This is a genomic window from Pantoea sp. GW821-FHT03E06 (assembly GCF_059420725.1).
In genome coordinates this window covers 848902-862813 of record NZ_JBWKUG010000001.1, presented here as the reverse complement: position 1 = coordinate 862813, position 13912 = coordinate 848902, and the positions used below count along the sequence as shown (strand labels likewise).

Sequence of the window (13912 nt, the reverse complement as noted above, 5' to 3'; positions counted from 1 at the left end):
AGCCGTCTTGCTCATTACTTTTCTATCAGACAATCTGTGTGAGCACTTCGCGGGAAGGTATCTTCAGGTAAGGAGGTGATCCAACCGCAGGTTCCCCTACGGTTACCTTGTTACGACTTCACCCCAGTCATGAATCACAAAGTGGTAAGCGCCCTCCCGAAGGTTAAGCTACCTACTTCTTTTGCAACCCACTCCCATGGTGTGACGGGCGGTGTGTACAAGGCCCGGGAACGTATTCACCGTAGCATTCTGATCTACGATTACTAGCGATTCCGACTTCACGGAGTCGAGTTGCAGACTCCGATCCGGACTACGACGCACTTTATGAGGTCCGCTTGCTCTCGCGAGGTCGCTTCTCTTTGTATGCGCCATTGTAGCACGTGTGTAGCCCTACTCGTAAGGGCCATGATGACTTGACGTCATCCCCACCTTCCTCCAGTTTATCACTGGCAGTCTCCTTTGAGTTCCCGGCATTACCCGCTGGCAACAAAGGATAAGGGTTGCGCTCGTTGCGGGACTTAACCCAACATTTCACAACACGAGCTGACGACAGCCATGCAGCACCTGTCTCACGGTTCCCGAAGGCACCAAAGCATCTCTGCCAAGTTCCGTGGATGTCAAGAGTAGGTAAGGTTCTTCGCGTTGCATCGAATTAAACCACATGCTCCACCGCTTGTGCGGGCCCCCGTCAATTCATTTGAGTTTTAACCTTGCGGCCGTACTCCCCAGGCGGTCGACTTAACGCGTTAGCTCCGGAAGCCACTCCTCAAGGGAACAACCTCCAAGTCGACATCGTTTACGGCGTGGACTACCAGGGTATCTAATCCTGTTTGCTCCCCACGCTTTCGCACCTGAGCGTCAGTCTTTGTCCAGGGGGCCGCCTTCGCCACCGGTATTCCTCCAGATCTCTACGCATTTCACCGCTACACCTGGAATTCTACCCCCCTCTACAAGACTCTAGCCTGCCAGTTTCGAATGCAGTTCCCAGGTTAAGCCCGGGGATTTCACATCCGACTTGACAGACCGCCTGCGTGCGCTTTACGCCCAGTAATTCCGATTAACGCTTGCACCCTCCGTATTACCGCGGCTGCTGGCACGGAGTTAGCCGGTGCTTCTTCTGCGGGTAACGTCAATCGGTAAGGTTATTAACCTTACCGCCTTCCTCCCCGCTGAAAGTACTTTACAACCCGAAGGCCTTCTTCATACACGCGGCATGGCTGCATCAGGCTTGCGCCCATTGTGCAATATTCCCCACTGCTGCCTCCCGTAGGAGTCTGGACCGTGTCTCAGTTCCAGTGTGGCTGGTCATCCTCTCAGACCAGCTAGGGATCGTCGCCTAGGTGAGCCATTACCCCACCTACTAGCTAATCCCATCTGGGCACATCCGATGGTGTGAGGCCCGAAGGTCCCCCACTTTGGTCTTGCGACGTTATGCGGTATTAGCTACCGTTTCCAGTAGTTATCCCCCTCCATCGGGCAGTTTCCCAGACATTACTCACCCGTCCGCCACTCGTCACCCGAGAGCAAGCTCTCTGTGCTACCGTCCGACTTGCATGTGTTAGGCCTGCCGCCAGCGTTCAATCTGAGCCATGATCAAACTCTTCAATTTAAGTTTGATTTGCTTAAACAAGTTAAGCGATGCTCATCTGTAAAACGTCATAATGAATTTCATTATGTGTTCACTCGTGAGACTTGATATTTTGTTGCGTCCAAAGACGCTGATATCAATCCTGCGAGTGCCCACACAGATTGTCTGATAAATTGTTAAAGAGCGTTGCGAGCAGCGGGTTAACCGCCTGTCGCGAGGTGGCGTATATTACGCTTTCCCTCTTCAGAGTCAAACACTTTTTTCAGCGTTTTCATCCGGCGGGATGAATTTCTTCACTCCCTGCTGAGCCGCCTGCGTTGCCGCTTTGCCGTCTCAGTGGTGGCGCATTATAGGGAGTTATTCGGAGCTGACAAGTGCAAATTTCAACTTTTTTGCCGTTCGCTTGAAATTTGCACAAAGAGCCCGCTTTTAGGCCTTTTTGATGCGCGCAGGCAGCTCTGCCAGGCTATTAATAACCCAATCTGCTGCAGCTTCGCCTTCTGCCGTTACCGGCTTACCGCTACGCACCAGCACTTTAGTACCCACGCCTGCCGCTTGCGCCGCCTGCATATCTTCTATTTTGTCGCCTACCATATAAGAAGCAGCCATATCGATATCCAGATGCTGCTGTGCGGAGAGCAACATACCCGGCTGCGGTTTACGGCAATCACAGTTTTGGCGATAGGCTTCTACCGGAGCATCAGGTAAATGCGGGCAGAAATAGATGCCATCCAAATCAACATCACGATCGGCCAGCGACCAATCCATCCATTCGGTAAGCTGCATAAACTGATCTTCAGTAAACATGCCACGCGCAATGCCCGACTGATTCGTCACCAACACCAGCGCATAGCCCATCTTCTTCAGCGCCTGCAGCGCTTCGATGGTGCCATCAATAAATTCAAAATTATCGATTTCATGGACATAGCCGTGATCGACATTCAAGGTGCCATCACGATCAAGGAAAATAGCCGGGACTTTGTTCGCCACGTAGAAACTCCTGCTGCAAATAGAGCTGCTAAGTATCGCATGATTGCGTGCAGCGAGAGAATGGCAGATTGAATGACTACGATTGATTTAGCCGTCTGGATGCCTTAACATCCATCCAAATTTCGTTCAGCCCGGCTGAGTGAATCCTGACACACCACGGACCATGCAACACGATAATAAATAACCTAATGATTAAACTTGAGAATATAACCAAAGTGTTCCAGCAGGGCTCACGCACTATTCAGGCGCTGTCAAATGTCAGCCTGCACGTGCCTGCTGGGCAGATTTACGGCGTCATCGGTTCATCCGGTGCCGGTAAAAGTACCCTTATTCGCTGCGTCAATTTGCTGGAGCGTCCAACCTCTGGTCGTGTTCTGGTTGATGATCAAGAGCTAACCACACTTTCATCAGGTCAGTTGACACTGGCGCGCCGTCAGATTGGCATGATCTTCCAGCACTTTAATCTGATGAACTCACGTACCGTTTCCGGCAATGTGGCACTGCCCCTGGAGCTAGGTAATCTTTCGCGCGAGCAAATTAAAAAGCGCGTCACCGAGCTGCTCGAACTGGTGGGCTTATCCGACAAGCACGATAGCTGGCCGGCAAATCTCTCTGGCGGACAAAAACAGCGTGTGGCTATTGCCCGAGCGCTGGCAAGTAATCCCAAGGTTTTACTGTGCGATGAAGCCACCAGTGCATTGGATCCCGCTACGACACGTTCCATTCTGGAGCTGCTGAAAGACATTAATCGCCGTCTCGGTATTACCATTCTATTGATCACTCACGAAATGGATGTGGTGAAGCGTATCTGCGATCAGGTTGCGGTAATCAGCAATGGTGAGCTGATCGAGAAAGACAGCGTTAGCGAAGTGTTCTCACATCCAAAAACACCGCTGGCGCAGCAATTTATTCAATCTACTTTGCATCTTGATATTCCCGACGACTACCAGCAACGCATGGTGCCACAGGCAACAGCCGAGAGTGTGCCGTTGCTGCGTCTGGAATTCACCGGTAAATCGGTTGATGCCCCGCTGCTCTCCGAAGCGGCACGCCGCTTTAACGTTAACAACAACATTATCAGTGCGCAGATGGATTACGCCGGTGGCGTGAAGTTCGGCATCATGTTGGCCGAAATGGATGGCAGTGAAACAGATACACAAGCCGCAATTGCCTGGCTGAAAGAAAATCATGTGAAAGTAGAGGTGTTGGGTTATGTCTGAAGCGATGATGTGGTTACTGACGCGCGGCGTCTGGGAAACGCTGATGATGACCTTTGTCTCCGGTTTCTTTGGTTTTGTCCTCGGTCTTCCAGTTGGCGTGCTGCTGTATGTGACGCGTCCGGGTCAGATTCTGGCCAACAATGCGCTTTATCGCGTGCTGTCAGCGCTGGTGAATATCTTCCGTTCGATCCCATTCATTATCTTATTGGTGTGGATGATTCCCTTCACGCGCGCCATCGTCGGCACGTCCATTGGTTTGCAAGCCGCCATCGTGCCGCTGACCGTGGGGGCCGCGCCATTTATTGCACGTATGGTCGAGAACGCACTGCTGGAGCTGCCAACCGGTTTGATTGAAGCCTCGCGCGCCATGGGCGCAACGCCGCTGCAGATTGTGCGTAAAGTCCTGCTGCCAGAAGCCCTGCCGGGTCTGGTGAATGCCGCTACAATTACGCTGATTACGCTGGTCGGCTACTCTGCAATGGGTGGCGCAGTGGGTGCTGGCGGTCTGGGCCAGATTGGCTATCAATATGGTTACATCGGCTATAACGCCACCGTCATGAACACCGTACTGATCCTACTGGTCGTTCTGGTGTATTTAATCCAATTCTGTGGCGACCGCATCGTGCGTGCTGTGTCCCATAAGTAAGCAAGCAACATCAATAGTCCTCTATTAAGGAAGGGATATGTCTTTTACATTTAAAAAGATTGCCGCTGTGGGTGCTCTGATTGGCGTGATTGCGCTGGCAGGATGCGATCAGAAAGCAAAAGATCCAAACCATATCAAAGTGGGTGTAATCGTCGGTGCTGAGCAGCAGGTTGCTGAAACTGCAGTGAAAGTCGCTAAAGAGAAATATGGCCTCGATGTTGAGCTGGTGACCTTTAACGATTACGTGCTGCCGAATGAAGCGCTGAGCAAGGGTGATATCGACGTGAACGCCTTCCAGCATAAGCCGTATCTGGATCAACAGATCAAAGACCGTGGCTACAAGCTGGCCGTTGTTGCCAACACCTTCGTTTACCCAATTGCAGGTTATTCCAAGAAAATCAAATCGCTGGATGAGTTGCAGAATGGTTCTCAGGTCGCTATCCCGAACGATCCGACTAACCTTGGCCGCTCCCTGCTGCTGCTGCAAAAAGTAGGCCTGATTAAATTGAAAGATGGCGTTGGTCTGCTGCCAACCTCTCTGGATATCACAGAAAACCCGAAAAACCTGAAGATTGTTGAGCTGGAAGCGCCGCAGTTGCCACGTTCACTGGACGATCAGCAGATTGCACTGGCGGTGATCAACACCACTTACGCCAGCCAGATTGGCTTGACGCCAGCCAAAGATGGCATCTTCGTGGAAGACAAAGATTCACCGTATGTGAATCTGATTGTGAGCCGTGAAGACAACAAAGACGCTGAGAACGTGAAGAAGTTTGTTCAGGCCTACCAGTCAGACGAAGTGTCTGAAGCGGCCAACAAGATCTTCAACGGTGGTGCCGTGAAAGGCTGGTAATTTTCACCTTTCATGCCTTGCAGGGCGGCTTCGGCCGCCCTTTCTTTTGCCATAAATTGCACCTGACTTGTTATTTATTGTCGTCCTTGTTTCAATAACGCCACTTTTTATTACTTGAGGATGTTGCCATGCGTTTTTTACCGCTCTGCTTGTTGGCATTGATGCTAACTGGGTGTGTGCGTGAATATCACCCGATAAGCAGTGCTCCATCTCGACCGCAACAGGCATCCAACCTACCAGAACGCAAGCCTGCGGCACGTCCCGCACCGGTAAAGATCTACACCGATGCGACCGACCTGGTTAGCAACCCGTTTCGCGATTTAGGTGAAGTTTCTGGCGAAGATTGCCAAAGCAGCAACCAGGATTCCCCCCCGAACATTAACACCGCACGTAAGCGTCTGCAGATCAAAGCGGCTGGCATGAAAGCTAACGCCGTGCTGCTGCATAAATGTGAAATTGTCTCGAGTACGCCCGGCTGTTATCGCCAGGCCATTTGCCAGGGTTCCGCACTTAAAGTTTCGAATCAATGAGTGAGTTTGCCTGCGCGCAAATCGGCGTGATTCGTTCACCGTGGAAAGAGAAGTTTGCCGTCCCGCGCCAGCCCGGTCTGGTGCAGGATGGCGGCGGCGAGTTGCATCTCTTACCGCCTTACAACCAGCCGGAAGCGGTACGCGGGCTGGAAGATTTCAGCCATCTGTGGATTCTGTTTATCTTTCATCAAACCATGGAAGGTGGCTGGCGTCCGACGGTGCGCCCACCGCGTCTCGGCGGCAATGCGCGCATGGGCGTGTTCGCCACCCGCTCGACCTTCCGCCCCAATCCTATTGGCATGTCGCTGGTTGAGCTAAAAGGCATTCGCTGTGAGAAGCAGCAGGTCATTTTACAGCTTGGCAGCCTCGACTTAGTCGATGGCACGCCGGTGGTGGACATCAAACCCTACCTGCCGTTTGCCGAAGCGCTACCTGATGCGCGCGCCGGTTTTGCCCAGGCCGCTCCGGATGCCACTATGCCGGTACGCTTTTCGCCGCTGGCGCAGAGCCAGCTTGAGCAGCACCTGAAAACATACCCGCAGCTGGCACGTTTTATCACCGACGTACTGGCGCAGGATCCACGTCCCGCCTACCGTAAAGGTGAAACGCAGGATCGTGAATATGCCGCATGGCTACTCGACTTTAACGTGCGCTGGCGCATTGATGAGGCAGGAACCGAGGTGATCGCCCTCGATCCACGCTAAAACGCGCTTTTGAGTGATTGATCTCACTGGTACACTAGCCGCCAGAAAAATTTTGTCAGTTTCCTTCCGTATAACTGGAATCGTAATCAATGCGTACTACTCAATATCTGCTCTCCACTCTGAAGGAGACACCTTCCGATGCAGAAGTGATCAGCCACCAGCTGATGCTGCGCGCCGGCATGATCCGCAAACTGGCTTCCGGTCTCTATACCTGGCTGCCAACCGGTATTCGCGTATTGCGAAAAGTTGAAAATATCGTGCGTGAAGAGATGAATAACGCCGGTGCGATTGAGATCTCCATGCCGGTGGTTCAGCCTGCCGATTTGTGGGAAGAGAGTGGCCGCTGGGAGCAGTACGGCCCGGAGCTGCTGCGCGTTAAAGATCGCCATGAGCGTCCTTTCGTATTGGGTCCAACCCATGAAGAAGTCGTAACCGATCTGATCCGCAACGAGCTGAGCTCTTATAAGCAGTTACCGCTTAACCTGTATCAGATCCAGACCAAATTCCGTGATGAAGTGCGCCCGCGTTTTGGTGTGATGCGTTCACGTGAGTTCATCATGAAAGATGCTTACTCGTTCCACACTACGCAGGAATCGCTGCAGGAAACCTACGACGCGATGTACCGCGCCTATAGCCAGAGCTTTAGCCGTATGGGTCTGGATTTCCGCGCGGTACAGGCGGATACCGGTTCGATCGGCGGTAGCGCATCGCACGAGTTCCAGGTCCTGGCGTTGAGCGGTGAAGACGATGTGATCTTCTCGAGTGAGTCTGATTACGCGGCCAACATTGAGAAGGCTGAAGCCTTAGCGCCGGCTGGCGAGCGTCCGCAGGCAACACAGGCGATGACGCAGTTCGATACGCCAAATGCCAAGACTATCGCCGAGCTGGTTGAGCAACATCAGCTGCCGATTGAAAAAACCGTTAAAACTCTGTTCGTAAAAGCGACCGAAGAGAGCGGCCACACGCTGGTTGCCCTGCTGCTGCGCGGCGATCATCAGCTAAACGAAATCAAAGCTGAAAAGCTGGATATCGTGGCAGCACCGCTGGAAATGGCCAGCGAAGAAGAGATTCGCGCATTGTTAGGCGCAGGCCCGGGCTCACTCGGTCCGGTTGGTTTGACCATGCCCGTGATTGCCGATCGTACCGTGGCGAAAACCAGCGACTTCTGCGCCGGCGCGAACATCGATGGCAAGCATTTGAGCGGCATCAACTGGGGTCGCGATCTGCCAGAACCCCGCGTGGAAGATATCCGTAACGTGGTTGAAGGTGACCCTAGCCCGGACGGTAAAGGCACGCTGCAGATTAAACGCGGTATTGAAGTCGGTCACATCTTCCAGCTGGGAACCAAGTACTCGGAAGCGATGAAAGCGGCGGTACAGGGCGAAGATGGCCGTAACCAGGTGATGACCATGGGTTGCTACGGCATCGGTATCACGCGCGTGGTGGCAGCGGCAATTGAGCAGAACAACGATGAGCGCGGCATCATCTGGCCTGCAGCGCTGGCACCGTTCGAAGTCGCCATTTTGCCGATGAACATGCACAAATCTTTCCGCGTGCAAGAGCTGGCAGAAGAGCTGTACAACACGCTGCGTGCAAAAGGCATCGACGTAATTCTGGATGACCGTAAAGAGCGTCCAGGCGTGATGTTTGCGGATATGGAGCTGATCGGCGTACCGCACACTATCGTGATTGGCGATCGTAATCTCGATAACCAGGAAATTGAGTACAAGGCGCGTACCGCCAGCGAGAAGCAGATGATTAAGCAGCACGACATCGTCGACTTCCTTGTGCAAGCGCTCAACAAGTAACACTGAAACGCCTCCAAACGGAGGCGTTTTTTATTGCACTTTTCCGCGCATCGCCTTCACGTTACTGCGCCGCGTTTTGCCTTCCAGTCGCCTCACTTTAGAACCGTGCGTCGGTTTCGTGGCGCGCCGGACTTTTTCCACCGTGGTTAACTCCTGAATCAGGTTGATCAGACGCTGCACAGCCGCTTCGCGATTCATTTCCTGACTGCGGTGCTCCTGCGCTTTGATGATCACCACACCTTCCGCCGTGATCAAATGGTGGCTCGCCGCCAGCAGCCGCTCTTTGTAAAATGGCGGCAGCGACGACGCATTAATATCAAACCGCAGGTGAATAGCCGTTGAGGTTTTATTCACATGCTGCCCGCCGGCACCTTGTGCCCGGATGGCACTGAGTTCCACTTCATTATCGGCCAGTGAAACCGAACGAGACAGCACAATCATCTGTCACCTACCGTTTGTTTCGACGCTATGACGCGTAATAACCTGTTCATCAACTTAACCTTTTGTGCGCATGCAGAGCGTGTAAGACCAGCGCAATGTGTCACTTTTGTCCTGCTGTTTGCATCATTCCCGTGACGACCGGGCTGATTTCCATGAATTCCCTGTGATATAGTCGCCTATCATCCAGAGTATCAAGCTCTGCTGAGGAGGTGTATGTGCAAAAGTATTGTGAGTTAGTTCGCCAGAAGTATGCCGAAATTGGTAGCGGCGACCTTGGGTATGTGCCAGACGCGATAGGTTGTGCGTTAAAGGCTCTCAATGATATTGCCGCTGATTCTGCGCTAAACTCTTCTCTCAGGGAACAAGCAGCGTATGCCGCTGCAAACTTATTGGTGAGCGACTATGTTGACGAATGAAGCCTACAAACCCATCAACTGCGATGACTACGACAACCTCGAACTCGCCTGCCAAAAAAACTGGACGCTGTCGCTGGAGTTAAAAAACGGCGATCAGATCAAGGCGAAAGCCGTGGACATGGTCTCACGTAAAAACGTCGAGTACCTTGCCGTCGATCTCTCCGGCGAGACCCGCGAAGTGCGGCTCGACCACATCGCCAGCTTCACCCATCCGGAGCTGGGCACCGTCGTCGTTAGCGAAGAGTAAACCTCTCTCAGGGCGGGAATCCTATCCCGCCCACCTCGCTTAAGGCTTTAACGAACTGTAATACGCCGACAAATCTTCCATATCCTGATCGCTCAATCCCGCTACAAAGGCTTTCATTACTTCCGCCTGGCCGCCGCTGCGTTCGCCTTTTTTGTAGGCCTGCAGCGAGTGCAGCAGATAAGGCGCATGTTGCCCCGCCAGGTTCGGATAAAGCGGCACTGCACTATTGCCCTCCGCGCCGTGACATGCCATACAGCTTGCCGCTTTTTGCGCACCAGCATTGACATCGCCCTCGGCAAACGCCGGCAGCGTCGCAGCGCATAAAAGCGCAGCAATCAAATACTTCATCATTGCTCTCCATTTTATTGTTGTGGTAACCAGATCGCCTGCCAGCCTTGCTTATTACTGGCTGCGCCTTCGCGCGTAATAAACAGTCCCGGCGCGCAAATGAGCGTCTGGTTGTAGTAAATCAAGGGGATACGTTCGCGTTGCCAGGGCGCAACGCCCAACTCTTGCCACAGCTTTTTGATCTCGCGGCCACCCGCGCGACCCAGCAGGTGATAATAGCCTTGTGCCTTGAAGCGAATAGTGATCTCTTCATCCGCATCAGGCTGTCGTAACGCGGCAACGTCTCCGTTCGCCTGTAGCGCGCCTAAATCTGCCGGTAAAACCAGCGGCTGCGTGCGGTCTTGCCAGGTTAGCGAGTGCTGACTCAGCGATGGCTGCGGCCTTAGCCAGTAGAGTTGCTGGCGATAGCGGCGCAGTTCAAAAGCGCCAAAACGCAGACAGGGTCTGGCATCTTCACGGCTGTTGATGACTTCATCGGTGATACGTTTGAGCGCTTCGCGCGAGGGCATTGCGCCGCCCTGCTGGGCAATCCAGCGGCGTAACAGCGCATGGCGCCGCGCTTCACTCATGGTAACCAACGGCGGGAAATGCAGGGCACCGCGCCCATCGGTAAGCTGCACCAACTGTTCCGCCAGTAGCTCATCCAACAGCTGCTCCTGCTCGCCACAGAGTGCGGCACTACGTGCGCTGGCGGCACTGAAATGTGGCCAGCGCGCCTGCAGCAGCGGCAAAATCTGCTGGCGCAGGAAGTTGCGGTCATAGCGGCTATCAGCGTTACTTTCATCTTCAATCCAGCGCAGATGATGTTCCGCGGCGTAGGCTTCCAGCTGCTGCCGAGGGATATCGAGCAACGGGCGCAGGTGCACGCGATCGCCAACGCTGCGCTGCGACGGCATCGCCGCCAAACCGGCCGGTCCACTGCCGCGTTTTAACGCCAGCAGCAGCGTTTCAGCCTGATCGTCGAGGTGCTGTGCAGTAAGTAAGTGCTCACCGGGTTGTAGCTGCTGAAACAGCGCCTGGTAGCGCGCCTCGCGTGCTGCCGCTTCAATGCCATTGTGGCGGCCATCAACCTGTACACGCAGAATCTCACAAGGAATCTGCCACTGCTGGCAAATCTGCTGGCAATGTTGCGCCCAGCTATCAGCATTGGGGCTTAAGCCATGATGAACATGTAACGCACGCACGCGCAGCTGCGGCTGCTGACGTTGCCAGCAGACCAACTGATGCAGCAGCACGGTTGAATCGAGTCCGCCACTGAACGCCAGCACACAGCGGGCGTCGGGTGTCAGTAGCGAAGCAAGATGAGATAAAGACATGAGTGCGTTCCGTCCAGGCGAGCCACCGAATTGCGGCTCGCGGCGGACGCTAGTTTACGCCTGATACAGCTCCAGCGGCAAACCGTCCGGATCGGGGAAAAAGGTGCAGGCTTTGCCCGTTAGCGCATCGATACGAATCGGTTCGCACATCACGCCTTTCTCCGCCAGCGCGGCAATCGACTGCTCAACATCATCCACGCAGAATGCTAAATGGCGCAGGCCGCAGGCTTCCGGCCCGCTGACGCGCGGAGGTGGTGATGGGAATGAGAAAAGCTCAATGGTGTACACCCCATTCAGGCCGAGGTCGCCTTTCCAGGAGTCGCGCTCGGCGCGATAATATTCACCCAAAAGTTCAAAGCCCAGCACGTCACAGTAAAACGCCTTACTGCGCTGGTAATCGGTGGCAATAATGGCAATGTGGTGGATCTGTTTAATCTGTAGCATAGCGGCTCCGGTTGTCACATCAGCCGCTTACCCTACGTGGCAAAAGCGGCAATGGAAAGAGGGGATTATCCTAAGTTAGCGATCGTCTTCTTCACGCAATACGCGCACCAGATAGCGGCCATCTTCGGTCAGCGTTGCGCCGTGGATATCGGTTTCGAAGCCGGGATAATGGCGCCCGATGGTACAGAGCATCAGCAGAAAATCGAGCACTGAACGGCTCTCTTCGGTGATCATCTCGCCCGGCATCACGACCGGCACGCCTGGTGGGTATGGCAAAATCATGTTGGCCGAGATACGTCCCACCAGCTCGCCAATATCAACGGTTTCAACCTGGCCTTTTACCTGACGCTGAAAGGCCTGATGCGGTGTCATTTTCATCTCAGGCAGCACGTCAAATGCCTTCAGCATCAGACGCGGCAGATCGTGTTGCAGAATCAGCTGATGAATCCCCTGCGCCAGCGTTTGAATACGCATATTGCGATAGAAATCGGGATCTTCAGCGTAGAGATCCGGCAGCATGTTTTTTACCCGCAGATTGAGATCGTAGGCGCGCTTAAATTCGGTAAGACCACGCAGCACGCTCATCGCCTTGGTTTTATCAATACCGATGCTGAACAGGAACAGCAAATTGTAGGGTCCGGTTTTCTCCACCACGATGCCGCGCTGGTCGAGGAATTTCGCCACCAGCGCGGCGGGAATGCCCTCTTCCGCCATCTTTCCGAGCTCACTCATGCCCGGCGTCAGGATGGTGACTTTGATCGGATCGAGATACATGTGATCGCGGTCGGCGTTGGTGAAGCCGTGCCAGTCTTCTTCGCCCGGCTGGATCGGCCAGCATTCAGCTTGATCGACCCGCTCGGGCTGCCAGATATCAAAGAACCAGCCATCGGATTCTTCGCGTAAGCGCTGAATCTCACGGCGAAAATGCAGCGCGCGCTCAACAGACCGATTGATCAGCCGCTTGCCCGGATTGCCGCGCAGCATCGCGGCCGCCGTTTCAATCGATGACACGATCGCGTAGCTCGGCGATGTGGTGGTGTGCATCATGTAGGCTTCGTTGAAAGTGTGCTCGTCGTAATCGCCTTTGATGTGAATCAGCGAAGCTTGCGAGAACGCCGCCAACAGTTTGTGCGTCGATTGCGTTTCATAGATCACTTTGCCGGGAATACGATCGCCGCTCATGCCGCTTTTTCCCGCATAGATCGGATGGAAATTGGTGTACGGCACCCATGCTGAATCGAAATGAATCGACGGCACATCCAACGTTTGCTTGATGAACTGCGTGTTATACAGCAGGCCATCGTAAGTTGAGTTGGTGATCACCGCATGCACAGGCCAACTGGCGCGCGGCGTGGCGTTGACCTTTTGCTGAATGCTGTCGCGCGTAAATTCACGCTGCGGGATACCACCAAGAATGCCTAGCGCGTTACGCGTCGGCTTGAGCCAGATCGGGATAATATCGCTCATCATCAGTAAATGGGTCAGCGATTTATGGCAGTTACGGTCAATCAATACCGTGCTGCCGGCGGGAGCCGCGTACATGCCGACGATTTTGTTTGAGGTCGAGGTGCCGTTGGTCACCATGTAGCTTTGCTCAGCACCAAAGGTGCGCGCGACATACTCTTCCGCTTCCAGATGCGGACCGGTGTGGTCGAGTAACGAACCTAATTCTGTTACCGAAATCGAAACATCGGCTTTTAAGGTGTTCGAGCCAAAGAAATCATAGAACAGGCTGCCGACCGGACTTTTCTGGAAGGCACTACCGCCCATATGACCAGGCGTGCAGAAAGTGTATTTGCCCTCTTTGACGTAGGTGAAGAGGGCTTTCGTCAGCGGCGGCGTAATGTTATCGATGTACTCATCGGTGTACTGACGGATATGCAATGCGATGTCGTCGGCTGCGCTTAAGGCGTACTCAAAGAAGTGCAGCGCCATACGCATCTCGTTGATGCTGACATCCATTTGTGAATGGGTGTTGATGAAGGCGTACAGCGGCAGATATTCGTTGAGCTGATTGATGTCGCTACATAGCGCCAGACTGTATTCGTCCCAGTCGAAAATCACGCCGCAGATGCGCGGATTGTGTTCGATCAGTTTCACCAGGTCGCTGGCATTATTGGGATAAACGGTTTGGAAGCCCTGCTGTTTCAGTGCGGCATCCAGTTCGCGAATAGGCTCATCTTTGTAGAAAGCGCCGTGCGGTCCCATGATCGCAATAATATTCACTGCTCACCTCCTGTGGTGTTGTGGCACTGAATAAGGATAGCGAAAAGCGGACAAGGATGGACCTGGAATGCTCTGCTGTTACCCGGTTATCCTTTTATCCTAACGTTAATGATGTGGGCGTATAAAAGGTCGTCA

General features: G+C 53.7%; 14 protein-coding genes and 1 rRNA gene. 8 read left to right on the top strand and 7 right to left on the bottom strand.

Translation table 11 applies throughout. The features are described from left to right. Positions 1-68 precede the first annotated feature (68 nt). Positions 69-1609, bottom strand: a 16S ribosomal RNA gene (locus AC07WB_RS03880). A gap of 408 nt (positions 1610-2017) precedes the next feature. Continuing rightward, entirely contained in the window at positions 2018-2578 is a 561-nt protein-coding gene (gene gmhB, locus AC07WB_RS03875; protein WP_097094853.1) for a D-glycero-beta-D-manno-heptose 1,7-bisphosphate 7-phosphatase, read from the bottom strand. Positions 2579-2766: 188 nt separating this feature from the next. On the opposite strand from gmhB, the gene metN reads away from it, so the two are divergent. The 6 genes from metN (at position 2767) to proS (ending at position 8339) form a co-directional block, all read left to right on the top strand. After that, positions 2767-3798, top strand: coding sequence for a methionine ABC transporter ATP-binding protein MetN (gene metN, locus AC07WB_RS03870; protein WP_097094854.1), 1032 nt, complete (start codon positions 2767-2769; stop codon positions 3796-3798). Beyond that, a complete protein-coding gene (locus AC07WB_RS03865; protein WP_007893963.1) occupies positions 3791-4444 on the top strand; it encodes a methionine ABC transporter permease MetI in 654 nt (217 codons plus the stop codon). Before metN ends, AC07WB_RS03865 begins: the two co-directional genes overlap by 8 nt. A 37-nt stretch (positions 4445-4481) precedes the next feature. Then, entirely contained in the window at positions 4482-5297 is an 816-nt protein-coding gene (locus AC07WB_RS03860; protein ID WP_097094855.1) for a MetQ/NlpA family lipoprotein, read from the top strand. 128 nt (positions 5298-5425) lie between these two features. Then, entirely contained in the window at positions 5426-5827 is a 402-nt protein-coding gene (gene rcsF / locus AC07WB_RS03855; RefSeq protein ID WP_494940059.1) for an Rcs stress response system protein RcsF, read from the top strand. Continuing rightward, the gene (gene tsaA / locus AC07WB_RS03850; RefSeq protein ID WP_345827233.1) at positions 5824-6531 is read left to right on the top strand and encodes a tRNA (N6-threonylcarbamoyladenosine(37)-N6)-methyltransferase TrmO; all 708 of its coding nucleotides are present in this window, start codon (positions 5824-5826) and stop codon (positions 6529-6531) included. Before rcsF ends, tsaA begins: the two co-directional genes overlap by 4 nt. Before the next feature lie 89 nt (positions 6532-6620). Next, positions 6621-8339 carry a proline--tRNA ligase gene (gene proS / locus AC07WB_RS03845; RefSeq protein WP_494940058.1) on the top strand — a complete coding sequence of 573 codons (1719 nt, stop codon included), beginning with the start codon at positions 6621-6623 and terminating at the stop codon, positions 8337-8339. Between the two features lie 30 nt (positions 8340-8369). Here proS and arfB read toward each other — a convergent pair whose 3' ends face one another. Then, positions 8370-8780, bottom strand: coding sequence for an alternative ribosome rescue aminoacyl-tRNA hydrolase ArfB (gene arfB, locus AC07WB_RS03840; RefSeq protein ID WP_007893949.1), 411 nt, complete (start codon positions 8778-8780; stop codon positions 8370-8372). Positions 8781-8995: 215 nt separating this feature from the next. Here arfB and AC07WB_RS03835 point away from each other — a divergent pair, with 215 nt between their 5' ends. Next, on the top strand, positions 8996-9196 hold the full coding sequence (locus AC07WB_RS03835) for a YaeP family protein (protein ID WP_036622231.1): 201 nt from the start codon (positions 8996-8998) through the stop codon (positions 9194-9196). Next, positions 9183-9443, top strand: coding sequence for a Rho-binding antiterminator (rof, locus tag AC07WB_RS03830; RefSeq protein WP_097094859.1), 261 nt, complete (start codon positions 9183-9185; stop codon positions 9441-9443). Before AC07WB_RS03835 ends, rof begins: the two co-directional genes overlap by 14 nt. Before the next feature lie 39 nt (positions 9444-9482). On the opposite strand, the gene AC07WB_RS03825 is transcribed toward rof, so the two are convergent. The 4 genes from AC07WB_RS03825 to AC07WB_RS03810 form a co-directional block, all read right to left on the bottom strand. Beyond that, positions 9483-9791 carry a c-type cytochrome gene (locus AC07WB_RS03825; RefSeq protein WP_097094860.1) on the bottom strand — a complete coding sequence of 103 codons (309 nt, stop codon included), beginning with the start codon at positions 9789-9791 and terminating at the stop codon, positions 9483-9485. Between the two features lie 14 nt (positions 9792-9805). Further along, complete coding sequence (gene tilS, locus AC07WB_RS03820) at positions 9806-11107, bottom strand: tRNA lysidine(34) synthetase TilS (RefSeq protein ID WP_494940057.1); 1302 nt, start codon at positions 11105-11107, stop codon at positions 9806-9808. Positions 11108-11161: 54 nt separating this feature from the next. Then, on the bottom strand, positions 11162-11551 hold the full coding sequence (locus tag AC07WB_RS03815; RefSeq protein ID WP_097094862.1) for a VOC family protein: 390 nt from the start codon (positions 11549-11551) through the stop codon (positions 11162-11164). Positions 11552-11626: 75 nt separating this feature from the next. Then, a complete protein-coding gene (locus AC07WB_RS03810) occupies positions 11627-13777 on the bottom strand; it encodes a lysine decarboxylase LdcC (RefSeq protein WP_400457965.1) in 2151 nt (716 codons plus the stop codon). Positions 13778-13912 lie beyond the last annotated feature (135 nt).